The sequence below is a fragment of the Spartinivicinus marinus genome (assembly GCF_026309355.1).
Taxonomy (GTDB): domain Bacteria; phylum Pseudomonadota; class Gammaproteobacteria; order Pseudomonadales; family Zooshikellaceae; genus Spartinivicinus; species Spartinivicinus marinus.
Genome location: NZ_JAPJZK010000001.1, coordinates 2,433,624 through 2,458,599, shown reverse-complemented (window position 1 = coordinate 2,458,599; position 24,976 = coordinate 2,433,624). Strand labels below are relative to the sequence as shown.

The 24,976-nt window shown below is 38.4% G+C and carries 17 protein-coding genes; 10 read left to right on the top strand and 7 right to left on the bottom strand.

Annotation, left to right across the window (positions count from 1 at the left end; all coding sequences use genetic code 11):
* Window positions 1-158: 158 nt before the first annotated feature.
* From gbca to OQE68_RS10965, 5 genes are all read left to right on the top strand, one after another.
* A complete protein-coding gene (gbca, locus tag OQE68_RS10985; RefSeq protein WP_180566599.1) occupies window positions 159-1,427 on the top strand; it encodes a glycine betaine monooxygenase oxygenase subunit in 1,269 nt (422 codons plus the stop codon).
* An 884-nt stretch (window positions 1,428-2,311) separates the two neighbouring features.
* Window positions 2,312-4,438 (top strand): amino acid adenylation domain-containing protein, encoded by a 2,127-nt coding sequence (locus tag OQE68_RS10980; RefSeq protein ID WP_219339886.1) that lies wholly within the window; start codon window positions 2,312-2,314, stop codon window positions 4,436-4,438.
* A complete protein-coding gene (locus OQE68_RS10975) occupies window positions 4,438-5,955 on the top strand; it encodes a ferredoxin reductase domain-containing protein (RefSeq protein ID WP_219339885.1) in 1,518 nt (505 codons plus the stop codon). The genes OQE68_RS10980 and OQE68_RS10975 overlap by 1 nt, the downstream gene beginning before the upstream one ends.
* A gap of 53 nt (window positions 5,956-6,008) precedes the next feature.
* Window positions 6,009-6,773 (top strand): enoyl-CoA hydratase, encoded by a 765-nt coding sequence (locus tag OQE68_RS10970; protein ID WP_180566598.1) that lies wholly within the window; start codon window positions 6,009-6,011, stop codon window positions 6,771-6,773.
* Window positions 6,774-6,837: 64 nt separating this feature from the next.
* Complete coding sequence (locus OQE68_RS10965) at window positions 6,838-7,626, top strand: substrate-binding periplasmic protein (protein WP_180566597.1); 789 nt, start codon at window positions 6,838-6,840, stop codon at window positions 7,624-7,626.
* A gap of 13 nt (window positions 7,627-7,639) precedes the next feature.
* On the opposite strand, the gene OQE68_RS10960 is transcribed toward OQE68_RS10965, so the two are convergent.
* Window positions 7,640-8,404, bottom strand: a complete 765-nt coding sequence (locus tag OQE68_RS10960; protein WP_180566596.1) for an N-acetylmuramoyl-L-alanine amidase — start codon at window positions 8,402-8,404, stop codon at window positions 7,640-7,642.
* A 507-nt stretch (window positions 8,405-8,911) separates the two neighbouring features.
* Between OQE68_RS10960 and OQE68_RS10955 the strand changes: the two genes are divergently transcribed.
* Window positions 8,912-9,511, top strand: coding sequence for a hypothetical protein (locus tag OQE68_RS10955; RefSeq protein WP_180566595.1), 600 nt, complete (start codon window positions 8,912-8,914; stop codon window positions 9,509-9,511).
* Between the two features lie 108 nt (window positions 9,512-9,619).
* Here the strand turns inward: OQE68_RS10955 and egtD are convergent, their stop codons facing one another.
* The 3 genes from egtD to OQE68_RS10940 form a co-directional block, all read right to left on the bottom strand.
* Entirely contained in the window at window positions 9,620-10,570 is a 951-nt protein-coding gene (gene egtD / locus OQE68_RS10950) for an L-histidine N(alpha)-methyltransferase (protein WP_180566594.1), read from the bottom strand.
* Window positions 10,571-10,584: 14 nt separating this feature from the next.
* The gene (gene egtB, locus OQE68_RS10945) at window positions 10,585-11,865 is read right to left on the bottom strand and encodes an ergothioneine biosynthesis protein EgtB (RefSeq protein WP_180566593.1); all 1,281 of its coding nucleotides are present in this window, start codon (window positions 11,863-11,865) and stop codon (window positions 10,585-10,587) included.
* A gap of 106 nt (window positions 11,866-11,971) precedes the next feature.
* Entirely contained in the window at window positions 11,972-12,946 is a 975-nt protein-coding gene (locus tag OQE68_RS10940) for a zinc ABC transporter substrate-binding protein (protein WP_180566592.1), read from the bottom strand.
* Between the two features lie 170 nt (window positions 12,947-13,116).
* Here OQE68_RS10940 and OQE68_RS10935 point away from each other — a divergent pair, with 170 nt between their 5' ends.
* The 4 genes from OQE68_RS10935 to OQE68_RS10920 all read left to right on the top strand — a co-directional run bounded on the left by OQE68_RS10935 (window position 13,117) and on the right by OQE68_RS10920 (window position 16,604).
* Window positions 13,117-13,626: a Fur family transcriptional regulator gene (locus tag OQE68_RS10935; RefSeq protein ID WP_180566591.1), complete on the top strand. Its 510-nt coding sequence runs from the start codon at window positions 13,117-13,119 to the stop codon at window positions 13,624-13,626.
* Between the two features lie 7 nt (window positions 13,627-13,633).
* Window positions 13,634-14,380, top strand: coding sequence for a zinc ABC transporter ATP-binding protein ZnuC (gene znuC / locus OQE68_RS10930; protein ID WP_180566590.1), 747 nt, complete (start codon window positions 13,634-13,636; stop codon window positions 14,378-14,380).
* Between the two features lie 41 nt (window positions 14,381-14,421).
* Window positions 14,422-15,255 carry a zinc ABC transporter permease subunit ZnuB gene (znuB, locus tag OQE68_RS10925; RefSeq protein ID WP_180566589.1) on the top strand — a complete coding sequence of 278 codons (834 nt, stop codon included), beginning with the start codon at window positions 14,422-14,424 and terminating at the stop codon, window positions 15,253-15,255.
* 407 nt (window positions 15,256-15,662) lie between these two features.
* Window positions 15,663-16,604 carry a hypothetical protein gene (locus OQE68_RS10920; protein ID WP_180566588.1) on the top strand — a complete coding sequence of 314 codons (942 nt, stop codon included), beginning with the start codon at window positions 15,663-15,665 and terminating at the stop codon, window positions 16,602-16,604.
* A gap of 61 nt (window positions 16,605-16,665) precedes the next feature.
* Here the strand turns inward: OQE68_RS10920 and OQE68_RS10915 are convergent, their stop codons facing one another.
* The 3 genes from OQE68_RS10915 to OQE68_RS10905 all read right to left on the bottom strand — a co-directional run bounded on the left by OQE68_RS10915 (window position 16,666) and on the right by OQE68_RS10905 (window position 24,839).
* A complete protein-coding gene (locus OQE68_RS10915; protein ID WP_180566587.1) occupies window positions 16,666-17,754 on the bottom strand; it encodes an SO_0444 family Cu/Zn efflux transporter in 1,089 nt (362 codons plus the stop codon).
* 182 nt (window positions 17,755-17,936) lie between these two features.
* On the bottom strand, window positions 17,937-18,461 hold the full coding sequence (locus OQE68_RS10910; RefSeq protein ID WP_180566586.1) for a hypothetical protein: 525 nt from the start codon (window positions 18,459-18,461) through the stop codon (window positions 17,937-17,939).
* A gap of 354 nt (window positions 18,462-18,815) precedes the next feature.
* Window positions 18,816-24,839, bottom strand: coding sequence for a hemagglutinin repeat-containing protein (locus OQE68_RS10905; RefSeq protein ID WP_180566585.1), 6,024 nt, complete (start codon window positions 24,837-24,839; stop codon window positions 18,816-18,818).
* Between the last annotated feature and the right edge of the window lie 137 nt (window positions 24,840-24,976).

Sequence of the window (24,976 nt, the reverse complement as noted above, 5' to 3'; positions counted from 1 at the left end):
ATATAAAAAGTGTACCTCTATTGCTTTAGGCAATCGTAATATGGCGCAAAGCACAGATAAGCAAAGTACTGATAATCAGTTAGAGGTATTCAAACATTACGGACGATCTAGCCTACAAATGTTGCCGTGTATATAACAATTAATGATGAGGTATCACTATGGGTAACTTGATTGATATTAAGCAACTTTCTAGCTCTGGTATTAGCCGCCAGGATGTTGCCAAAATGTTGCAAGATCGTAACCCAACTTATTCCTTACCCCAACCCTTTTACAATGACCCTCTGCTTTTCCAAATTGATATGGAGGAAATTTACTGTAAAGAATGGTTATTTGTTGGTTTAACTTGCGAACTACCCGCGAAAGGCAATTTTATTACGGTTGATATAGGCAGCAACCCAATAATAGTGGTAAGAAATCAGCATAATGAAATACAGGCATTTCATAATGTTTGTAGGCATCGGGGCTCTAAAGTGTGTTTGCAGCCGAAAGGTAAGGTTGCGAAGCTAGTTTGTCCTTATCATCAGTGGACTTATGAATTAGATGGGCAACTCATTTTTGCTGGCACAGAAATGGGGGATGACTTCTGTAAGAGCAACTTTTCATTGAAGCCTGTTCATGTCAAAACCGCAGGTGGTTATGTTTTTATTTCGTTAGCAGAAAATCCACCTGAGATTGAACCTTTCTTAAAAGACTTGGCTCATTACCTAGAGCCCTATGACTTAGATAACGCAAAAGTAGCGGTTGAATCCAATATTGTTGAAAAAGCGAATTGGAAACTAGTTCTTGAGAATAATCGTGAGTGCTATCACTGTAATGGTTCTCACCCAGAGCTGTTAAACAGCTTATTAGAATGGGATGACACTACAGACCCTCGTGCCTCGAATGAATTCAAAGCTCATGTTGCTCGTAAACAAGCGGATTGGGATGCAGAAAAAATTCCTCATCAACATGTGTCTCATGGGTTAAGAAACCGAATTGTGAGAATGCCATTAATGGAGGGAACTGTCTCCATGACCATGAATGGTAAGCAAGGATGTAAAAAGCTAATGGGGCGTATTAAAAGCCCTGACTTGGGCTCAATGCGAATTTTGCATTTGCCTAACTCATGGAACCATGCCATGGGTGATCATTTGATCGCCTTTATTGTCACGCCTCTTAGCCCACAAGAAACACTAGTAACTACCAAATGGCTGGTTCACAAAGATGCTGTGGAAGGGGTTGACTACGATGTAGAAAACCTAAGAAAGGTTTGGGATGCTACTAACGCTCAAGATAGGAAACTAGCGGAGGATAACCAGTCAGGGATTAACTCTATGGCTTATGAGCCAGGCCCTTACTCAAAAACGTATGAATTTGGCGTTATTAATTTTGTCGACTGGTATAGCGAGTCTATGCTAAATCATTTGAGTACACAGAACTCAGAATAAAGTATATAAATTAATCGCGTAACAGTAAGTTGGCACAACCCTGGCAATATTTTTGCTGGGGTTCTTATTTTTAAGCTCTTCTGAACATCATCACTCTAGTTGTCACTTTTGACATACTAGCCATCCTGAAGTTTCTGCAGTTAGTGAAAAGCCGTCTCCTTCCTTTTTTCTTAAGTACTCTATTTTAGTACTACGTCTCAAGCTAAGTTTGGCTCTCATTCAAGTGTTATTGCGTTTAAATTTCTTTATAAAAGAAACAGTTCTATCAAATTTATAGAGCAAGTCACACAGTCTTTTTTCTTTCGAATGAAGGTCTCATTTTTAACTATCTAGTGAAACAAGATTGTTTGATAGATGTTCTATTTAAGGTATCTTTCTGAACGTTAGGTTAGTTAAAAAATGATGCTCATAGTTCTTAATAATTGAAGCCATGATTTGTAATAAAAATGAAATAATATATTTGTAGTTTCATTTTTATAGGTAAGGAGGTGAATAAGCATATTTGGTTTTAGATTAATAAAAATCAAATTAACTTTTTGAAAAGGTTAATTGCCGTACTTATTGAAGTTGTATTTTTTCGCTATGGAAAGACTTTGTTATAAGAATAGTCTTTGCGGTGGTTCTATAAATAAAATAAAAATGTCGGTTGTTAATTGGGGTTACTTAATAAAAGCAATGATGGGTGAGCATGAGTTGCACCCTGGTTATTTATCCTATTTGCATAGATAAAGAGTTGTATAAAACACATAGTGTTTGCTCAAAATAAATTTGTATTTGTTGCGTAAAAATAACAAAAAATGATCATGTAAAAAAAGCAAAAATTATATTGCTCAGTGTTTTCTGTGTGGTGATGCTGTCTATTCTCAATAATCAGGTGTATTGTTATGAATGTTGAACAAGTTGTGAAAGCAGGTCTAAGAATTAAAGAAAAAGGAAAGGTGGTAACCGGTTACTCATTAAAGGAACAGTTGAATTATAGTGATCCTCGCACACTAATTACAGTATGGTTGAAAAATAATCCTATAAAAAATGACGAAAAGGATACCGAACTTGTTGGCAATTCAATAAACAATAGTGTGATGTCAAATGAGTTGTATAAAAAAATTATTCATCAAATTTGTGAGGACTCATCTGAAATTATTGCTCATTTGGAAAATAAAATTGGTGCAATGGAAGCAAGGTTGTGTGATGTAAACGATAAATTAAAAGGTGCGGAGAGTGAGTTGATGAGAAGTCAAAACACTCTTGATGTTGTAATTAATATAGTCAAACAAACTGATGATGAAGAGCAAAATATTGAAAACACTATTACCAAACTATCCAGAGTACTAGACTACAGTAATTCATCTGTCACTAACAATAACCATGCTAAGCAGGTAAAAGGGCTTATTAACCCAAAGCTGAAACAACATTTTATTGAGAAATCAATAAGTCAGTTGTCGTCTGCTGATCAGATATTGTTTGAGCAGTTTGGCCAGGGGCCTGTAGAGCTAGTCCATCATAATGCTATTCACCACGCATTTGAAATGTACGCTGTTTCACAGCCAAATGCTACAGCTGCTAAACAATCAGATGAATCGATTACCTATCAAACGCTAAACCGCCAAGCGAATCGACTCGCGGAACACCTCAAAAGCTTAGGGGTTAAAAGAGGCGATAATGTCGCACTTTTTTTGCAGCGTTCTATACCTATGCTGGTAGGTATTTTAGCTACGTTAAAACTGGGAGCCGCTTATGTACCGCAACATGTTGGGGTGGCACCAGAGTCACAGTTAAAGCATGTTATTAATACAGCTGATACAAAAGTAATTTTAACATTAGAAAAATTTAAAAATATTATTCCTGTGCCAGAAGGCCATACCTGCATTGCTATCGATGAAATAATGCAACAACCGTTAAGTGAAGAAGCAGATAAAAATCCTGTATCGTATGTGAACAATAAGGACACTTGTTTTATCTTGTTTACTTCTGGTACGACAGGTAAACCCAATGGTGTACAAGTTACACATGGTAATGTATGTAATATTATTCTAACTGAACCTGGTGGGCTTGGTATTCAGCCGGGTATGAAAGTAGCGCAAATTTTAAATATTGCATTTGATATGGCTGCCTGGGAAATATTTGGTTGTTTAACTCATGGAGCAACTTTGATTATTAGGGGCAAAGATATTCAACAGGCAGTACAGCAGGCTGATGTAGTAATAGCAACACCATCAGTGCTTGGTTCGCTTGATGCTGAGGATTGTCGTAATGTTAAAATTGCTGCTGTTGCTGGTGAGCCTTGCCCTAAACCGCTTGCTGATAAATGGGCTTCATTTTGTAAATTCCATAATTCTTGCGGCCCTACAGAAACCACGATTGTTAATACTGTTCAGCATTATCATAGTGAGTCGGAGCAGCTAACCATTGGTAAGCCTACACCAAATAACACGGTTTATATTCTTGATAAAGATATGAAGCCTTGTGCTATTGGTGAAGTAGGAGAGATGTGGGCAGGAGGCGATTGTGTTACAGCAGGCTATCTTGATAATTCAAAATTAAATAAAGAGCGATATGCTCCAGATCCTTTTCTTGGTAATGGCAGAATGATGTTTCGTACCAGAGACTTAGGTCGCTGGACTAAAAATGGTGAGTTGGAGCATTTTGGTAGGGTCGATGACCAAGTAAAAATTAGAGGTTTTCGAGTAGAGCTTGATTCTGTGTCTGCAGTATTGGAAAAAGTGTCTGGCTGTAATCAGGCTGTTGCACTTAAATTTGATAGTCGTAATTTGGTGGCGTTTGTTAGTCCAAGTACGGTTGATGTGGCAGCAGCCAAACAGGCTGTAGCAGAGTCTTTGCCATACTATTGTATCCCTACATTTATAGTTGCCATGGAGACACTACCCAGAACCAGTCGTGGAAAAGTTGATAAAAGAGAGTTGTTAAAAATCGCTCAGCAACATTATAAGCAAGAAGGAGAATTGCAATTAGCGAAAGAGCTTCAGCCTGTCATAATTAGGGAGACATCATAATGGGTAATGTTGCAAGCTTAAAACTACCAGTTGCAGAGCAGATTAAACAGCCAGCAAAAACTAAGCAGATATCTAAGAGAACTGTTAAACGACAAGCAGTAAAAAATAAAAAATTAAATAAAGTTGCGGTAAAGTCTACTCTTACAAGAGGACATTCAGCTAATCAGCCTGTAGATGCATCGAAGATTAAGTTACCCAGTGTAAAGTTACCTAAAAAAACAGGGCCATTACGGCAGCTAGGAAAGCATGAGCACTTAATGCACTACAATCGTCTTGTTTGTTTGGTGGCGCTTGTTAATTTAGGGGTGTTTTTTTTAGGAATAACTCAGTATAACTGGTGGGGAAGTGAAGGAATTGTACTTGGTGCAATTGCCAATATTGTTGTTATTAATATGACAGTTGCCATTGTTATGCGACAACAGTATATAATTAATTTCTTATTTTGGCTTGCTACCCTAGCCCCCACAAGTTGGCCATTATCAGTACGTTGGACTTTAGGTAAAGTCTACCATTTTGGTGGTTTTCATAGTGGTTGTGCGGTAGCAGCCACAGCCTGGTTTGCAGTGTTTGCTGGCTCTATTACCTATCAATATGCTAATGGACTGCCAGGTATATCTTTAGGTTCGGTGGTAATTACCTATGCATTATTAGCAGTGCTGTTATTAATAGTTGTGATGGCCTTGCCTGCAAATCGTGCCCGTTTTCATAATAATTTCGAGCTAATCCATCGTTTTGGTGGTTGGACTGCATTACTAATGTTTTGGATGCAGACGGTCGTTTTTATAAACGATCAAAAAGGAGATAGTACTTTATCCAACGCTTTATTTTCTAGCCTTGGTTTTTGGTTGTTGGTCATAGTCAGTGTCAGCATAATTATTCCCTGGCTTAGGTTAAGAAAAGTACCAGTTGAGATAGAAACTCCCTCATCACATGTTGCGCTTGCAAAATTTAATTATGGTGTGACTCCTTTTCCTGGTTCCTCAATGACTATTAGCTTAAATCCACTAGCAGAGTGGCATGCATTTGCTAATGTGCCAAAACCAGGTGAGGAAGGGTATCGACTAACGATTTCACGTGCAGGTGATTGGACCGGTGCATTTATTGATAGTCCCCCAAGTCATGTGTGGGTAAAAGGTATTCCTACGGCAGGTGTAGCCAATATTGAGAAACTATTTAAACGTGTTGTATATGTGGCAACAGGCAGTGGTATTGGACCATGTTTACCTCATTTATTAGCACAAGAAGTGCCAGCCCACTTAGTCTGGTCAACAAGAAGCCCTCGCGAGACTTATGGCGATGCATTGGTAGATGAAATACTGGCTGTAGAACCTAATGCAACGATTTGGGATACAACTGAAAGCGGTAAACCTGATATGGTAAAACTGGCATATTTGGCATATCGCTATTTTAATGCTGAGGCAGTCATTATTATATCAAATCAAAAGCTTACCTATCAGGTTGTTCATGGTTTAGAGATTCGAGGTATCCCTGCTTATGGTGCAATTTGGGACTCATAAATTACAACCTTAATTTATGACTTAATTTACAAATTTTAATTAATGAGGTATTTATGAGTATTTTAGTTGAGCGCAAAGGTCAGGTTGTTATTGTTAAACTAAATCGCCCTAAATCACTGAATGCATTAAATTCAGATGTCATGGAAGAAATGGTGACTACTTTACAACCTTTAGATCAAGACCCTGATGTAGGGTGTTTTATCATAACCGGCTCAGAAAAAGTATTCGCAGCAGGAGCTGATATTAAGGAAATGGCCAACCAAACTTATATGGATATGTTTTATCAGGATTATTTTGCTGGCTGGGATGGTTTTGCTGCATTACGAACACCGAAGATTGCTGCAGTATCAGGTTATGCATTAGGTGGTGGGTGTGAATTGGCTATGATGTGTGACATGATTTTTGCGGCAGAGTCAGCTAAGTTTGGCCAGCCAGAAATTAAGTTAGGAGTGATACCCGGTATAGGAGGATCTCAGCGACTTACTAAACTGGTTGGTAAAGCCAAAGCTATGGATATGATTTTAACAGGTCGTTTGATGGAGGCGGATGAAGCAGAACGTGCTGGACTGGTAGCACGGATTATTCCTGACGATAAATTATTGAGTGAAACAATTGCTGCTGCAGAAGCGATAGCTGCTTATGGTAAACCTGCCGTTATGGTGGCGAGAGAAGCTGTTGAACGGGCTTTAGAATGTAGTTTGAGAGAAGGGATTTTATTTGAGAGACGAACATTTCATGCGTTATTTGCTACCGAAGATCAAAAAGAAGGAATGAAAGCATTTATTGAAAAACGAAAGCCCTTCTTCAAAAGCAAATAAGTGGTAGTTTCCGCTATATCATATAAGCTTACCTTAAATTGAGTGTTTCTATCTGGGGCTTGTTATGAAAAAGCGGCATCAGGTTTTTCTTGTTTTATTCCTTATGCTCTCAACAGCGATAAATGTTTTCGCCTGTTCAAAGCAAGTTAATGTGGCCTGGAATAAATGGGAACCATTTTTCATGATGGTTGGTAAAGGTAAACCTGATGGGTTAGATGCTATTATTATGGACCTGTTACTTAAGGCGGCAGGTTGTCCTTACAGTTTACAGGAAATTCCTGGTAGAAGAGCATTGCAGCTGCTTAAAGAAGGAAAAGTTGATATGGTCACTGCCGCTTCGATCACCGAAGAGCGGCAAAAATATGGATACTTTTCTGATCCTTATCGACGTGAGGTAATGTTGCTTATTTTCCGTAAAGGAGAAGCTGCAAAATATCCCGCTAAAAGCTTACTTGAGTTATTCAATAAATATGACGTCAAAATTGGTGCCAGTAATGGTGCTTATTATGGCCCAGAATTTCAAAAGTTACTTGAAGATAAACAGTTTAAGCCAAAAATCCATTTAACCACTAGTCCAGAGCAGCGGATGAAGCTACTGGAAGCTGGTCGACTAATGGCTGTTATTGATGATCAAGTAGCGGCAACTTTTTTAACTCGTCAAATGAAGTTGGTTGGCAAGTTTGAGTTTCACCCTTTGGTAGTGCATGATAATAGTATTCACTTATTATTTAGTAAGCGCTCTGTATCTAAAGAAGATGTTGAGTTAATTAATATTGCTTTGTTTCGTTTACAAAAATCGCTTGCCTACCAGAATTTGATTCGAAATTATACGGATATAGCTTCTAATAATTAGCATAATAATTAAGCTAAGAAGGCTGACAGTATTTATTTACTAATGCATAAATGGCGGCAACTGTTTTTGCATCTAAGCACCCTGTATAGGATGCAGGATTAAAATGCATTTGAAATGCTTTCACCACTTGTAGTGTCTGTTTATCTTGTTTGCCTGTTAGTTGGATCGGATAGCCATAGGATTTAAGCTGTTGCTGTATTTCATGAATAGGGGGCAGGGTTTTTCTAAACTGGTTTCGATAATAATCAAGCGTTGCTGTGTCATACCATGCTCCAACTCCCTCTGAATACAAACGTTGCCATGGAAACTTAGGCCCTGGGTCAGCTTTTCTAGCTGGAGCAATATCAGAGTGACCAATTACCCGGGTAGGAGTGATATCGGGATGGCGTTGCAGTATGTCCTTGCATAATAAAATCAATTGTTCAATTTGATCTGCTGGATAGTCAGGAAAGAGTAGCTTTTCTTCAGTAGAGCTTTGTTCTGGTTGATAGACAATCTCAATGCCTATTGATTGATCATTGATATTAATTCTATCTTCCCAGGCACTGACTCCAGCGTGCCATGCTCTTTGTGACTCATCAACCAGTTTAAATACTCGTAGTTCTGCCTCGGGGTAGCTATTGTCAGTTAAATTAGGAATGAGATAGTGAGCGCTAACTTTTGAGGTTAGTGCGGCAACAGAGCTAACAAAGTTAATTGCTGTATAGTGAATCACCAAAAATCGAATCCGACTATTATAGCTTGATGAGCGATAGGTTGAATCGTCGATAACTAGCAATATACCGTGCCCCCTGCTTTAGCCCAGGTGTAAAGTCTTGCCTTGAGTATACAAGGTAGGTAGTGACTGAGGCCAGCTGTTAAGCCAATTAGAGCTGCTTGTTTGCTTATAACCTTCTGAAAATACTAAGTAATTTCAGAATCATAATGTGCCAGCCATAATTCTTCTTGTCTTCTAAATATGAGCATGGACGGTAGTGAAAACTTGGCTCTTGTTCTGGCTCTATTAGTTCAACTGTAAATTTTATTAAAATGACTGTTCAAATAACTAAAACACGGTAGAATTATTTACTTAATAAATAGTAATCTAAAAACTGTGTGAATGTAAAACAAATGATTGATTTAAAGGAAATTTTGATTAAGGGTTGTTCGCAAATATTATGATTTGCGTCACATTATATTAATGAGTAGTTAACAATTTTGAAATAATGATGTTTCTAAATACTGTTGATTTGTTGTTTAATTTGTAACACAAGTTTCTTTTAATGGCAGGAAGCAGGGTGAATATATGGTTAGCTATACGGATGTCGATAACAAAGACTTAGTATGGGACTTAAATCATATCCTTAATCGCAAAAAAGCAATTGATTTTTTTAAGCTGATTGCTGATTGTTTTTGCGTGTACAGCCCAACAGTTGCAAAGCTGTACTCTAACTATGAGGTGATTACTCCAAACAACTACAACAGTGGTTTGGTAATTCTGCCTAATTTCTATTGTTTTCATGATACTTTCAATCATATTGATGAAAGTGCTGTTCTGCCAACTAACATTATGCTAGTTGCCAATACAGTGAATAAAACTAAAAAATTATATATGGTTTTACCAATAAAACAGCAGCAGAAGATATATCCTTTAATTCAGGGACTAGAAGTGCTTAATGAGTTTCTGAAGAAAAAAGGACATCAATTTTTGCCTGTTTTAGTCAATGGTGATTTGAGAGAGTTTCGCTCTCAGAACCCTTGCTTACATTTAAACTTATTAAGGCTGGATAAGCTGCATCATTTATCTGAGTTTCAAAAGCAAGATATAGCTGATACCATTCACAGCCGTGTTGACTCACTTTATAACTTGGCAAACCACGTGCAACAACATATGCAGACTGCATAATAGCTTCCTGATCATAGTGAGCTAAATATTAGACTGCTTATAAATGCCGCATATTTTCTATGCGGCATTATTTTATAAATAATTTTTTAATAGCAACTGTTGAATCCTTTACTCTACATAGAAAATAGCAAACCATTCATTATCATCTACCCATCGTTGAGTGCAAGCTAATCCAGCACTATGAGCTAAGCTGATAAAGTCTGCTGTTGTATATTTGTATGAGTTTTCTGTATGAATAGATTCGTTTTTTGCTAACCGTATTTTTTGGTTATTGATGCTAATAATTTGGTCTACCATGCTGATTAAATGCATCTCAACACGTTTTTTTTCTTTATTAAAAAAAGCTTTGTGAGAAAAAAGCTCAGGATTAAAATTAGCATTTATCAGTCTGTTTAGGTGTAGCAAGACATTTTTATTAAACTCAGCAGTAATGCCTTGGCTATCATTATAAGCTTTATTCAATATTTCAACTGGTTTTACTAAATCTATACCAATAATCAAACCACTATCGTCCCCTAGTTGTTGTTTTAGGCGTTTTAGAAACAGTGTAGCTTCTTCGGGCTCAAAGTTGCCTAAACTTGAACCGGGAAAAAAGCCTACTTTATGATTATACTCTGTGTTTGGCAGGGTTAGTTGCCGGCTATAGTCTAAACAGGCGGCATGTATCTCTAGCCAAGGGTAGTCGTCAGCAAGTTTTTGAGCTGAATTTAATAGATGAGCTTTGGATATATCCAGTGGCATATAAGCTTTTGGTTGTACTGCTTCTAACAGCACCCGGATTTTTTCGCTACTTCCACTACCATATTCAACTAATAGAGTATGATCTCCTACTGCATGGGCAATGGATTCAGCATTATCTTTTAAAATACTTAGTTCAGTTCTGGTTACATAGTATTCAGTTGCTTGAGTAATTTTATCAAATAGTTGAGAGCCTTTTTTATCATAGAAATATTTGGGTTTAATAGCTTTTGGATAAGTCATTAAATCCTGTAAAATTTCTTCATTAGTATTATGATCATTTACTAAACGATCATAGAAAAAAACTGTATTAGTAGACATGGGGGGTTAATCCTTTAACTTGCTAGTCTAATGCCAGTCATTTGCCAGCGATCTTTAGGATAGAAAAAATTGCGATAAGTTGGCCGAATATGGTCATGGGGAGTTAAGCATGAACCACCACGTAATACCATTTGGTTGCACATAAACTTGCCATTATATTCACCAACTTCATCTATAAATGGCTTAAATTTAGGGTAAGGCAAGTATGCTGATAAGGTCCATTGCCAGCCGTGATTAAATAGGTGGTTTATTTCATAGTTGTTTATTTGAGGTAATGGATGATAAGGAGGGTGGGGAGAGCCATCTACCAAGTGGCTGTACCGTTTCGCCACAAATTCCCATTCTTGCTCAGTTGGTAAACGGTGTCCAGCCCAGCGGGCATAAGCATCAGCTTCATAATAACTAATATGGCAAACAGGGCTTTCCAAACTGAGTGGCATGCTGCCATATAAGGTGTATTCATACCACTCATGATTTTTTTGAAACCAATATAGTGGTTTATTTATGCCGCTGCGGCAAATAGACTCCCAGCCATCAGACAACCAAAGCCCTGGTTTTTGGTAACCTTTATCTTCAATAAATTCAAGGTATTCATGGTTTAATACCAGCCGGTTGGCAAAGGAAAATGAGGGTAACGATATTTCATGATGGGGTTTTTCATTATCAAAGCTAAAACCCTTATCCTCATAACCGATGGTAGTTTTTCCTCCAGGAAACTCAATAAATCGAAGAGGTGGATTGGTAATGTTATGGTTAATTTTCGGTATTTTTGTTTGATAACGTGGTAATAATGGGTTTTGAAAAAAATTGTATTTTAAATCGGTTAATATCAGTTCTTGGTGCTGCTGCTCATGATGGATACCCAGAGCCAACCTGAACAGTAACCACTCTCGTTGGTGATCAGATAGTTTACTGTTATGTTTGAGCAAATTTTTTATTTTTTCATCGACATACTCTCGATATGAGTAAACTGTATCTACTGTTGGCCTGGAAAGTAAATGTCGGTTGCATCTGATAAAGGGTTTGCCTACCCCATTATAGTAGGAATTAAATAAATGATGAAAGGCTGGATGAAAAGGTTTAAAGTTGTCTTCCAACTTAGCAAGAATGAATGTTTCAAAGAACCATGTGGTATGAGCTAGATGCCATTTGATTGGGCTCGTTTCCGCAATTGCTTGTAAGTTATAGTCATCTTGCTCTAGAGGTTCACACAATACCCAGGTGTGAGCGCGACAAGTTTGGTACTTTTCTAAGTAGCTCCCCAGCTTTTCGGCAACTGCCGACTTGTTTGTCACAAGCTTATCCTTTGTTTGATAATAAAAAATTTATCCAAACTTAAAGGCTAGCAATTGTTTGTTGGTTTCGTGTGACAGTTTATTGAAAGGGTTTTAAAAGAGCCCTTTAGCCAGTTGTTGATAAACAGTAATGAAGGTTTCCTGCCAGGGTTTGTAGGTAGTTTATATAACCATCCTGACTAACGGCTTGTTCAATGGCAAGTGGGTCTAAAACGGCTTTTTTAATAGGAAGCCCTTGGGTTAACTTGGTTACTATTCTTGGCGAGAACTGAGGCTCAAGAAACAAGCATGTTTTACCTGCAGAGGATAATTTCTTTCTTAATTGGATGATATGGCGAGTACTAGACAACTGGTCAGGTGTTGTTGTGACATTATCAATAATATTGAGTTGGTAATGTTCTGCTAGTAGACCATAAGCATCATGCAACACAAAAAAACCTTTGTGATTAACAGTTGAAAGCAGTTGCTGGTTGTTAAGGTCAGTTTTTCTTAGCTGATCAGCAAACAGGGTAAGGTTAGTTTGCCATTGACTGCGATAGTTAGGATATAGATCAGATAGTGTGTTGGCGATTGTGTGGGCTGCTCGTAGTGCCTGTTTTGGGTCTAGCCATATATGTAGTTTACTGGCATAGCTATGGTGATGATGATCGTGGTGTTGTTGATGGTTAACTGGAGCCAAGCCTGTTACTGATGCCTCTAGGTCCATTAAAGAGACTGTTGGCTGGTTAAGTGAGCGCTTAGCCAGAGGCTTTTGTAAAAACACTTCCATTTGAGGACCGATCCAAAAAACCACATCTGCTTGGCGAATTTTGGTAAGATCTGATGGCTTCAGCGAGTAGTGGTGTGGTGAGGCTGAAACAGGTACTAATACATTTGGTGTTGTAATATTGCCAGTAATTGCTTTAGCAATAAGTTGGATAGGCTTTACTGATACCAAAATGTTGATTGCTGGCTGGGCCTTGTCAGAAACGGCGCTTTGTGCGGCTGTTTGCCAGGTTAAACACAGGCTAGGAAGACAGATAATGGCTATCAATCGGATAAAACCTAATACTAATTGCTTAACTTGTTGAGTGTTGAACAAAATCCTAGCTCCATATCGCAACTCACAAGCATTCAGCTAAAACGCTTGCATTTGCCATCACCATTACTGACAAAATGTGTTGCTTAAAGAAAAGTGTTTAGCAAGACTTTTGTTTAGCATCTGTATGAAATGTTATACTATAACGCTAATTAGACAATAACTTAGTCACTATGTCTAGATTTGATAAACAAACTTTACTGCTTACTCCTCACGACCATGGTCAGTGTATTGAAGATGCACTGGAGCGGGCTGATGAGCTGTGTAAGAAAAGTGGCGTTAAGCTAACAGAGTTGCGCCGTCAAGTACTGGAGCTGGTTTGGCAGAGTCATAAACCACTGGGTGCTTATGACATTTTAGCATTGCTTTCTGACCAGTCAGGAAAAAAAGCAGCCCCTCCTACGGTATACCGAGCGCTTGATTTTCTTCAAGAACAAGGCTTAGTCCATCGAATCAGCTCGCTTAATGCTTTTATTGGCTGTCCTATGCCTGAGCATCAGCATCGGAGCTATTTTCTCATTTGTCGTAATTGCGCAATCGCTATGGAAATTAATAGCAATACACTAGCTAAAGAGCTGAATCTGTTTGCTCAGCAAGCTGGGTTTACGGTGGAAAATGAAACTGTTGAAGTGGTAGGGCTGTGCCCTAACTGTCAGGAAGAGCAATCAAATGTACCTGATTAATTAACATATGGCTAAGTTACTTGTTTCTTTAACCAATATTGATGTTAGCTTTCAGCAGCGGCAAATATTGCAAGGTGTTAACTTAACTCTGCATCAAGGGGAAATTGTAACCTTGATTGGCCCCAACGGTGCCGGAAAAACCACCTTAGTTAAATTGGTATTGGGGCTAGTTGATCCAGGCAGTGGTGAACGATTTCAGCTGCATAATTTGCGCATTGGTTATATGCCTCAACGGCTGCATATCGAGCCTACTTTCCCTCTCACAGTAGAGCGTTTTTTAGCATTAGCAGGTCGTTATTCAACTAAAGAAATTACAGCAGTGTTAGAGCGAGTGGGTGTATTACGACTGCAGAAGAGCCCGGTTCAAAAAGTGTCTGGTGGTGAGATGCAACGTATTCTGCTTGCACGTGGACTGTTGAGAAAACCTCAATTGATGGTGCTTGATGAGCCAGTTCAAGGGGTAGATATCAATGGCCAGAAAGAGCTTTATCAGCTTATTAAGTCAATTCGCAATGAAACAGGATGTGGGGTTTTGATGGTTTCCCATGATTTGCATTTAGTGATGGCTGCAACTGATCGGGTAGTTTGTTTGAATCGTCATATCTGTTGCTCAGGCTCTCCTTCGCAAATAAGTAGCCATCCTGAATATTTAGCACTGTTTGGTGAGCCAGAAAAAGAGTTAGCTGTATATACCCACCATCATGACCACAAACACGGAGTTGATGGCAAAGTCATTAACTCAAAGACTTTATAAACATCAAATTCACTAGCATAAATTAAATAACAGCAAGTTATATGGTTGATTTTTTTTGGTTATTAAGTGATGCCTTGCTGGCTGGGATAGGCGTAGCAATTGTGGCAGGGCCATTAGGGTCGTTTATTGTGTGGCGACGAATGGCGTATTTTGGTGATACTTTGGCTCACTCTGCTCTATTAGGGGTGGCATTGGGCTTTTTGTTGCAGGTAAATCTTACTCTGGCTGTGATAATAGTTTGTTTATTGCTAGCTATATTATTGGTTTCGTTGCAGCAGAAGCAGATGATTGCTTCAGATACCTTATTAGGTATTTTGGCGCATACTTCTTTGTCTTTAGGCTTAGTTACAATCAGCTTGATGGATAGCACAGAGATTAGTGACAATTTAATGGGATATTTGTTTGGAGAACTGCTGGCAGCGACTAAAACAGATATTGTTTGGATTATTGCTGGCGGAGCACTTGTTTTGGTGGTGCTTTATTTACTATGGAAACCTTTTCTTGCAATCACCGTGGATGAAGACCTTGCTAAAGTCGAAGGGCTGCCTGTCGCGTGGTTGCGGTTAGCACTGATGCTATTAATTGCGTTAGTCATTGCTGTGGCGATGAAAATAGTTGGGATGTTATTGATAACATCGCTAATGATTATCCCTGCTGCAACAGCTCAGCGCTTTGCTAAAACACCTGAGTGGATGGCTGTTGGAGCTAGCCTAATAGGAAGCTTAGCTGTATTTAGTGGGCTGTTGGTTTCTTATCATTGGGACACACAAACAAGTCCTACAATCGTAGTGTGTGCAGGAGCATTATTTTTGTTGGCTGCAATTATGCCAACTTTGTCACAGTTATTTAAGAAGAGCCTAAAAAGAGTAGAATAATTGTTAGCTTAAAGGTTTGTTACACAAATAAAGCCAGTCATAGATTTAAAGGTTTGCTTAGATAAGGTATTATGTAATCCAGTTTAACTTTATGTTGATTGGCTGTTTATTTAACAATGACATGAGGTATTCAGCTAAAAGTGCACAGCTAAATTAATCAACCAAATGCTTGATTATTTGACCTAGCACTTTATATAGCTCAATTAGATATCTCGACATTTTGTTACTTTCATTGGTTATATCCTAGCAGTGCATTTTACATGAGAAGCGCTTCAATAAGATTAAGAGCGTTAATCAATAGTTAGTTAGCTCTGCGTATACACACTAAAATAAGATAAACTTTGAGCGTTGCTCAAACCAAGCAAAAGAAAGATAATTTTGTGTACCAGTTAAGTTTTCCCGGGGCTATGAAAAAGTTTGCTTTAAAGGCAGTGAGTCAGCAAATTCTTATTGGCATTACTGCCTTGGTAGTGGGCTGTCAGATAACTACGCCTGTACAAAAGCAGTCGCCAATAGGCTCTCAAACCACACAAGCTAAGGTGGTAAGTAAGTCAGTAGCTGTGCAAACCAATCTTACAGCTGTACAAGCTGAGCCAGACCATCGCGTGGCTAAAATCCAGCTGGAAACTGATCAACTGGCTAATAAAATTAAACGCTTGATAGAAACTGGCAATTTAACTAAGCCTGTCTCAAATAGTGCATTAACGACTCTCCACCAACTGGAGAGGGAGCAGCCTGATCATCCGGAGCTGAGTAACTTAAAACAAACTCTTGCCAGCCGCTTGATGAGAGTGGCTTATCATGAATATAGTCAGAACAATCAAGCTAAAGCTTTATACTATGCAAATGTGGCTCAACAAGTGCTACCTGATATTGCGGGTGGGAAAGAGCTAGTTACTCAAATTCGGCAGCAAGTGCAAGCACAAGTGGCAGCTGCAGTTAGAAATAATAAGACAACTGGCCGAGTAACAATTATTCAGCCTGCAGCCGAAGGAGATGATTCTCTAATAGCGAAAACGCTGTTTGAGTCACTGAGTGATGAGCAGCGTAAGGTATTAGCTGAGTTACCTCAAGATATTAACTCAGTTCTGCTCAATATAATTATTTTAAACCAGAATGAAGTCCAAGATCGTTTATTCGATGTGCGTTATGTGCTGGATAGTATTGTCGATCAAATGGTTAAAGAGAACGCCCGAGCAGTGGTCACTACTCGTTCGATGAAGGATTCAAGGTGGCTGGCGGCATTATTAAAAACTCGAACTCGTCAGGTTAATCCCTATTTTGAGCTACATCTATTAAAGCGGGTTAATAAAGAGCTAAAGCCTCATATTGCACTTTATGCACAATAGGGGGGCTCACAATAAAATAGCCTTCCATTCGGACTGCGTTGGAAGGCTAACGATATTAAACCTACGCCTTGGTTATATTCATTAAAGACGGCAGATATTGCCTTCTCATTTTCTGCCAATATACTCTAGCCATTAAACCAGCCAATAATAATGCCATGAAGGTTTCCCAGCCTATTCCTGATATATGATGGCTTTGGTTACCCGCTAATGCTATTGACCAGCCAAAATAGTTTATAGTGGCATCTAGGGCTAAACCACTGAAAATAGCTGTGCTAATAACGCCAATTAAACATGCAACGAGTGAACGTTTGCCAAGCTCTCGGCCAATTACTCCTAGGGTAGCAATATTAGTGGCAGGGCCTGCGAGCATAAATACCAGAGCAGCGCCTGGTGAAATACCAGCTAACATTAAACCCGCTGCTAGAGGGGTGGAAGCTGTTGCGCAAATGTACATGGGAATGCCAATTAGCACCATAACTGCCATGGCAATTACACCATTACCCCATTCTAAGAAAAAAGTTTGTGGCACATAACTAGTTATCAAAGCAGCGCCCAGTAAGCCAATGAGTAGCCAGCCTGCGGTGTCAGCCAGTAAGTCAGTTGTAGCAAACTTTAAAGCAGCTATTAATTTTTGATACAGTGAATTCGCTTTTTTAACCTGATTATTGTTGTTATTTTGGCAGCTGGGTTTATTTTTTTGTGTACAGCAACTACTACAGCTTGAGCTACTAGAGAGATCTTCATTTAATTTATTTTCAAATAAAGTAACAAGAATGCCAGAAGTTATTGCACTAAAAATAGCTGCAATAGGCCTGGCAATTGCCATAATGGGGCCCATCATTGCATAAGACAAGCTAACGGAATCGACGCCTGTTTCTGGGGTTGCTACCATAAATGCGGTAGTGGCACCTTTTGATGCTCCTGCTCGACGAACACCTATTGCTGCTGGAATAACTCCGCAAGAGCATAGAGGTAATGGTGCCCCAATGAATGCGGCTTTAAAAACACTACTAAAGCGGCCGCGTTTAAGGTGTTTCTCCACCCATGCGGGGGGGAGAAATACTTTAATTAGGCCAGCCATAAAAAAGCCTAATAATAACCAAGGGGCTGACTCAGTAAATAGTATCCAAAACTGGGTAGCGACTGTCACTGTAGGTCCTCCAATATTACCAAAGTGTTGTCAGTATTTTAGTGAGAGTTGTTGATAGTCACTCTGGTATAGCTAATCACCCTGGCAGTATAAACCTTAGAGTTAGCTCTAGGGTCAAGGGTATATCCAATAAATTACTTGAAGTTGACGTTACCAGTCAGGTGAAGCAAGTCGTCTTTGATTTAATTGATTTTTAGCTGGGCAATTGCTTTATTGGCTGGAGCACAAGCTTGAATTGACAGACATGAAGTATAAATTTGGAGAATATGGTCTCCGACAAAGCCAATATAGTGAGACTCGAAAAACACTTTTTGTTTGGCGCCTTTTACTTTTACATTAAATGTAGAAAAAGGCACATTATCAAGCTTGATAGAAGTTGGCCCTGATAAGGGAGTTTTATGTTCAATTTTGATAGTTTCCTGCTGAAAGGATAAAGGGTCTTTTGCTTTTATTGGCAAGTTAGCTTTGGCTAATAAACCAATGACGAACATGACATCTGTGTTAGGCTGCTCGATCTCAACAAAGGTAGACTCCTCTAAGGCAACCCACACTTTTTTGGCGTTTGTGCTGGTTAGTTCTTCCTTTACAGGAGGGATATCAACTTTCCAGTCTTTAGGGATTTCTAATTGTACAGTTGTTTGACTTGCTGCAAATACTTGAGCTGCAAGTATTAAACTTAACCCACAAACAGCTTGCTTTAGTTTCATCAGAATAACTACCAATTCTGTACTCACTGATTACAGTGTAGATGAAACCCCTTGAATGTGAGGTGGTTTCTTTAATTGGGCAAAGGGATAGATTAGAGCTATAGCAAAAAGTTTGGCTGATAAATTTGGTAATATGTCTTGGTTCTAAATCCTTCATTAATCATTTTTTATAAATGCTTTCCTGGCATTTACCTCCATCCGGCTAATAGCTGTTCTGACTTGATCCAGTCAGCTTGAATTGGTTTTATTATCGTTGCTAAGTAGTATCAGTCATCAATTATTTTTTATGGGTTTATGGGGCGTTGATAATAGATCGCCGCCCCAAAAAGTCATTATGTTGCTGGTTCAAGTCAGTTACTTTTTGGAAACCAGCTCAGACATGACCGTTTGTTGGTGCTTTTCTGTTGCATAAGTGACAGGTGACTGTACTTCAGTTGCTGCTTTTAGTGCATCTCCAACTGTTTTACCTGTAGAAATATCAGTAGAAGCTTGCTTAACTCGGTCAACTATAGGCTGTAAGCCTAATGAAATATTACCTGTCGCTTCAGTTTTATTCACTGACCCAGAAACGTTAGTTGTCTGGATACTGCCATCAACATCAACTGAGTCGGCTGCAACTGTGGTTCCTGTTAAAGTAGCATCACCGCCAACAGTTAACTGCTTAGCCTTTATTCCTGCAGCTTGTTCTACTGCATGAGAATTGCTGGTTTTAATATCGGCTTTGGCATCGAACTGATAAGTTAACAAATCTTTAACCTGTCTAATTATATTTAAGATAGGCAGATTTTTCTCTGCCGCATCAGCAAAAGTAATGGTTCCTGCAGGTCTTTTTACTTCTACAGAAGTATCGACTTCAGTGCTGATATCTTTGCTTTTCAGGCTAGTTGCTGTTAAATCACCACCCACTTTTATGTCAGTATTACCAGTAACAGTAGCATTCGTTAAAACTAAGTCATTATTTACAGTTACTTTGCCTTCACTAATTTGCAGCTGGCTGCCTTGGTGATTTACTCGGTCGATATCCTTGTATTCAACACCCGTTTTACTTTCTAAGCCTAAGGCGAAGTCTGCTTGCACTTTAAATTGCTGGTGTGTTGAAGTAGACGCATCTAGCTGTATATTTTCAGCTGACACTTGCCCTTGGTTTGCACTTAAATGAGTACCGACAAATCGAGCATTGTTATCAATTTGTAGATCAATGTTATTAACCTGAACATGACCACCCTTGCGTGTGACTACATCTCTTTTGTCATAGCCACCACCAATACCATTTTTGTAGTTTCTTCCCTCAGCCTTAGCTTTCTCAGCTTTATCTAAACTGCTGATTCGGTCATCAATGAGTGTTGCTTCTAAAGGGTTAACGGCTAATTTAGCATTCCAGCCATTACCTTTCACTGTTGATGTGGTGGCTTCATGAGTAAAGTTTTTAGCGCGTACTTTCAAAGAGTTTGCGTTAATATCAGTGCCGATGAAGGTTATATCACCATTGTTAGTAGTAACTTCAATTGCACCACCACTCATTGAGCCAGCTTGTTGCTCTGTTGTTGTATAGTCGGCGCGGCTAAACTCTAAGTTTAATCCACTGGTTCGTTCATTAGTTAGCTTATGTTTAGTAAAAGGCTTGGTTTTCCTTTTTACAATAAAATTATCCAATGCTTTATGGTCGCTGTTAATAGAAACAACATCTTTTTTCTGTTCTATACCTAAACCTGCATTATTGATGTTTTCATTGATAAAGCTGGTATTGGTAATTGCTTGAAAATCAACACCATCTTTACCTGTTAGTGTGACTTTTGCATCAGAGCCAGCTGCAATATTAGCACCTTGGATAACAGTTTTATCTTCACCAGAGACGATATTGATTCCCTGCTTAGAGCTTATATTACTAACAATAGCGGTTTGACTGTCTGACTCAGTATCATTCCATTGTATATCGGCGCCAATATTTGCAAAGCTTTTAGCTCGTTTAAGCTTATTGAAGGCGCCATTCTTCAAACTTTTTGATTTGTCTTTTTTGTTTGTATCTTTTGATTGTGTCTTATCGTCTTCAGATTGATCTTTTGAAGCAAGCTCATTTTTATCTTTTTGGTCAGAGTCACTCTTATCAGTAGCGTTAGTATTCTCTTTGCCTCTTATGTTAGCTTCATCATTATCAGCCTTAATACCTAACTCAGCTGCAACCTTGTGATGAGATACATTACTGCTTTCTGAATCATAAACAGCCAATAATTCAGTACTGCCTTTTTCAGCAATAAAGTCTGTTTTACCTTCTACATTAACTTGAGTAGCTTCTAAGGTAATATCACCATTTTTAGCAGTGAAACGAATATCACCACCTGCTGTTATAGTACCAACTTTGTGAGTGGTTGATGACTTTGTTGCTATTTTGTCTTCATAGTTGCCGGCAATGCCAAATCCCTTAGTTGACTTTACTCTTGTATCATCAATATTTTGTTTAGTTTTAGAAGCAACTTCAGTACCTTTTTTATAAACACTGCTTGAAGTCACTTTATCTTTCAGTTGTCCAAACTTTGAAGGTTTATTCGATTTTGAAGAAAATAAGTTTGTTGCTTTATTTTTGGCTTTACCAAATAGATTATCTGATAGTTGGTCTGTCCATACATCTCCTTTTTTATTTTTGCCAATCTTAAAGCTTAACTCACCACCTGCCTTAAATGTGCGATCTGATGAAGTTGAGGTATTTTTTGCCGTTGCAAAAGTAAAATTATTTTCTGAAACACCTAAAACATCACTGCCAGCAGATATGTCGACGCCTTCTAGATAACCTTCACCCACATTAAATAATACGTTGCCACCTTTGGCATTAATACTTCCCATAACAGCAGTAATATCTTCACTGGAACCGTTATTCCAATGGTATTCGCCTTTAGCCGTGACACGAAGGTCTTTAGTAGTTTGCGTTGCAAGACGTGTACTACCAGAACCACCCTCAGCAAATGATGAAGAAATAGCTGAATTGTATGCTGCTATGTGGTTGTATTGATCTGCATTGATGACTATATCACCTGAAGTTGTCTTAAGGTTTGAGCCCTCTAGAATTAGGTTCTTGCCCGTTAAAATAACTTGCTTGCCACTAAGAGTGCCAGAAACCGCCGCTTTATTGGTTGTTTGGCTGTTGCTTTGGTCATATCCACCAGCTAGGTTAAAGCCAAAATCAGGATCAATGTGTTGAGTTTCAATAGAGGTGGGTAAAACACCGTTTCTAATATCTTTAACTTGATCATCATAAACTGTTTTTAGGCTAGGGTTGATGGTAAACCCTATGCTGCCAAAGCCAGTTTCTGATGTAGTAGTAACTGTATTGGTGTTTTGAACAGCAGTTTGTTCAATATTTTTAGCAGATAGCTCTATGCTGCCACCAGCATTGATGTTACTGGCTTGATCAACAATATTATTCTCTGCATTAAGCTGAATATTTCCACCTGCATTAAAAGTATTCACTACCGCATTAGAAGCAGACTGAGTAGATTTTTCATTATTGTAATTAACGTTAAAGTCATTACCAACACGCTCTACCCCAGCATAGTAGGTAACACCTGCTGTCGTTTCTGTCGTTTCTTGACTATTAGTTTCAGTATTGTATGTTGCTTGGTTATCAATTTCTTTTGCGGTTACAGCAATGTTATTGGTTGCAGTTAAATCAGCACCGTTAGTTTTAAAGGTTTCTTTGGTTTCTATATTAATGTTGTTTCCCGCAGCTAAACCACCTTTGACAACTGTTGATTTATCATTTTCTTCAACAGTATTAGTGACCTTTATGCCAATAGTACCACTAGCCTCACCTGCATCATCATTTACATTTCCTTCGGCAAAAAATGTAGTGCTATCAGTATTCGTGTTAGATGAATCAGTATTGAAAGCAGCTTCAATAATAATATCACCTATCGCTTTAATGTTTAGGTCTTTAGCTGCTTTTACCAGGCTACCCACTATTTGAGAATCTTTGGCACTTGATAGTTGAATGTTTGTATCAGATAAAACCTCTGACCCAACTGCTTCTGTTTTTCTTGTATCAGAGTCTTTATTAGAAGTTGCTATACCAATGAAACGGTTTTTATACTCTGACAGATCTGCTTCGCTGACATTTGTTGCATTATCGATAGTAATTGACTCTTTTTCAGTTAATGCATATGCGCCTTTCTCTCCTGAAACAGTACTGCCTTGAATGCGGATATTGTCTTCAGCATTGATGAATAGTTCACCACCAGCCTGAACTGTAGACCGTTCATTTAGCATATCATCGCGATTTGAGCTACCTGAAGAGCCCCAAAAGGCTCCACCTACCGTATCGCCGCTATATGAATTTTGGCTACTGGTTTGACTGTATTGGCGAGTAGTGATGTTTACATCATCATTGGCATCAAGAATTATGTTTCCTTCAGCAGATAATTCAGTTGCAGCAAGGGTTATTGATTTATCTGATTGAATGGCTAGATTTTCTCCTGCAGAAACTGTTGTTCGACTAACCGTTTGTTTAGTATTTTGATTATTTGAAGTTTGGCTTGTGAAACCATCAGAATTACTTGACTTATTCTTATTTGATGAAGTAATAACACGACCAATGAGTTCGACTCCTCCTTGAGTATTAGCATGAAAATTATTTTTTGCACTAATTTCTGCACCTTCAGCAGTTAAATTATTTCCAGCTAAAATATTAATACTACCATCAGAAACCACATGGGCTGCTGAAAGCTTAACTGAGTCATTTACATTAAGATCAATATTGTTGCCTGCTACAAGACTGGTTCTATTTAAATCTCTACTTACTTGATTTCTATCTTGCTTTCTACTTGTTAATGACCAGCCTTCGTTCTTTGTTCTTAAAGAGTATGAGTTTGAGTGGCTATTTAAGCTATCAGTTAAAATAATACTTCCTTTTGTCTGTGATTTAATGCTGTTTTCAGCATTAAGCCTGGCGCCATTAGCCTCTAAATTGCCTTCTGAATTAAAGGCAATATTTTTACCTGCATTAATAATAACACCTTGTTTGCTTACGGTTTTAGTATTATCACTAGTGTTTTTTTCATATAGCCTATTCCACTCATAAAAATCTATATTGGTCTCAATAGTGTTTTCTACAGAGTTTAGCTTGATATCATTCTCGGCAGTTAGATTAATACTATTGCCTGCTGTTAAGTTAGATCCATCTAATGTTGCTTTGCTGCCAGCGTTAATATTAATATCACCTATTGCAGCTAGCTGAGTAGTGTGACTACGCTTTATTGTTTGGGTATTTGTAGTTGTTGTTTCTCCAATATCTGTGCCGGCGAAATCTTCATGTAATTGATAGTCTCTTTTAGTATTAGTTTCGATTGTAGATAAACTGTTAAGGTTAACCTGCTTATCAGCAGCTATTTTTATATTTTTTGATTCTACAGTTGCTGCCTTCAGATTAATATTGTCTTTGGCTATTAAATCAATTTTCTCCCCACTCTGCAGCTTGGCTCTCTGTATAGATTGATTGTTATTTGTTTTTTTTGCTTCAATATTTATATTACCTGCAGAAGCTATAGAGATTGACTCATCGGCCTGAATATGAGTACCACTTAAGTTAACACCCGCACCTTGAGCAGTATTCACTATTCGAATGCGGCCTGCTTGCATGGCACCTAACAGCTGAGCATCAAAACTGCTAACCGCTTGGGTTAACGGTTTAATAGACTTAATAGCCCCAGACTGCTGATCGTAATCTACCTGGTTTAAACCAGCAATTATATTAAGCTCTTTACCTGCCTTAACTTGACCGTTAACTGTAACTTTCGGTGCAACCAGGTTCAGTACAGTATCTGCCGCTGACACATTACCTGTTACATGTAGGCTGGAATTTTGATTATTAACATTGAATGACTTTATTTCACCATCACTAATAGTAGGTTTACCAACAGCTAATGTGGCATTTGGTGTATTAATAAAACCACAACCATCACAGCTAATACCGTTAGGGTTAGCAATGATTAATTTAGCCGAATTACCTAATACTTCTTGTAAGCCCAGAATGGTAGAGGGATTTTTACTAACAACTTCATTTAAGATAACTGAGGCAGCTTGGCCGTTTAAGTTAGTATTTGCTTTTAGAGATTTATTTAGTATTTGTGAGTGTGTCTTAGATGTCGCGTTATTTAAAATCGCACCTTCTCGGCTGACATTATATTTATTGAACTTATTATGGGATAAGCCTTTGCCATTTGGTTTTGCTATATTAACGACATCGACCCCATTTTGCTGGGTAACAGTAGTATTGCTATTGGCAGGATTAATTCCTCCTGCAAAGACAGCATGAGTAGTTGTTGCTAGAGCCGCAACTATTGCTAACTTTAATTTACCTTTGCCGCTTAATCCGGGTAATAATTTACTCATGCTTATTTCTCCGTCCACAAAGTAAAAACTTTCTAGGGAAGCAAACAGTGATAAAGTGTCTGCGCCAAAAATATTTCAAACTTGCTGTGGATGATCTTGAGCTGGAAGAGGGGTAATTTTTTGGTCTCAAGTCATAC

Coding starts and splice junctions, on each gene's coding strand:
- gbca (WP_180566599.1), top strand. CDS start 159: ATGGGTAACTTGATTGATATTAAGCAACTTTCTAGCTCTGGTATTAGC.
- OQE68_RS10980 (WP_219339886.1), top strand. CDS start 2,312: ATGAATGTTGAACAAGTTGTGAAAGCAGGTCTAAGAATTAAAGAAAAA.
- OQE68_RS10975 (WP_219339885.1), top strand. CDS start 4,438: ATGGGTAATGTTGCAAGCTTAAAACTACCAGTTGCAGAGCAGATTAAA.
- OQE68_RS10970 (WP_180566598.1), top strand. CDS start 6,009: ATGAGTATTTTAGTTGAGCGCAAAGGTCAGGTTGTTATTGTTAAACTA.
- OQE68_RS10965 (WP_180566597.1), top strand. CDS start 6,838: ATGAAAAAGCGGCATCAGGTTTTTCTTGTTTTATTCCTTATGCTCTCA.
- OQE68_RS10955 (WP_180566595.1), top strand. CDS start 8,912: ATGGTTAGCTATACGGATGTCGATAACAAAGACTTAGTATGGGACTTA.
- egtD (WP_180566594.1), bottom strand. CDS start 10,570: ATGTCTACTAATACAGTTTTTTTCTATGATCGTTTAGTAAATGATCAT.
- OQE68_RS10935 (WP_180566591.1), top strand. CDS start 13,117: ATGTCTAGATTTGATAAACAAACTTTACTGCTTACTCCTCACGACCAT.
- znuC (WP_180566590.1), top strand. CDS start 13,634: ATGGCTAAGTTACTTGTTTCTTTAACCAATATTGATGTTAGCTTTCAG.
- znuB (WP_180566589.1), top strand. CDS start 14,422: ATGGTTGATTTTTTTTGGTTATTAAGTGATGCCTTGCTGGCTGGGATA.
- OQE68_RS10920 (WP_180566588.1), top strand. CDS start 15,663: ATGAAAAAGTTTGCTTTAAAGGCAGTGAGTCAGCAAATTCTTATTGGC.
- OQE68_RS10910 (WP_180566586.1), bottom strand. CDS start 18,461: ATGAAACTAAAGCAAGCTGTTTGTGGGTTAAGTTTAATACTTGCAGCT.
- OQE68_RS10905 (WP_180566585.1), bottom strand. CDS start 24,839: ATGAGTAAATTATTACCCGGATTAAGCGGCAAAGGTAAATTAAAGTTA.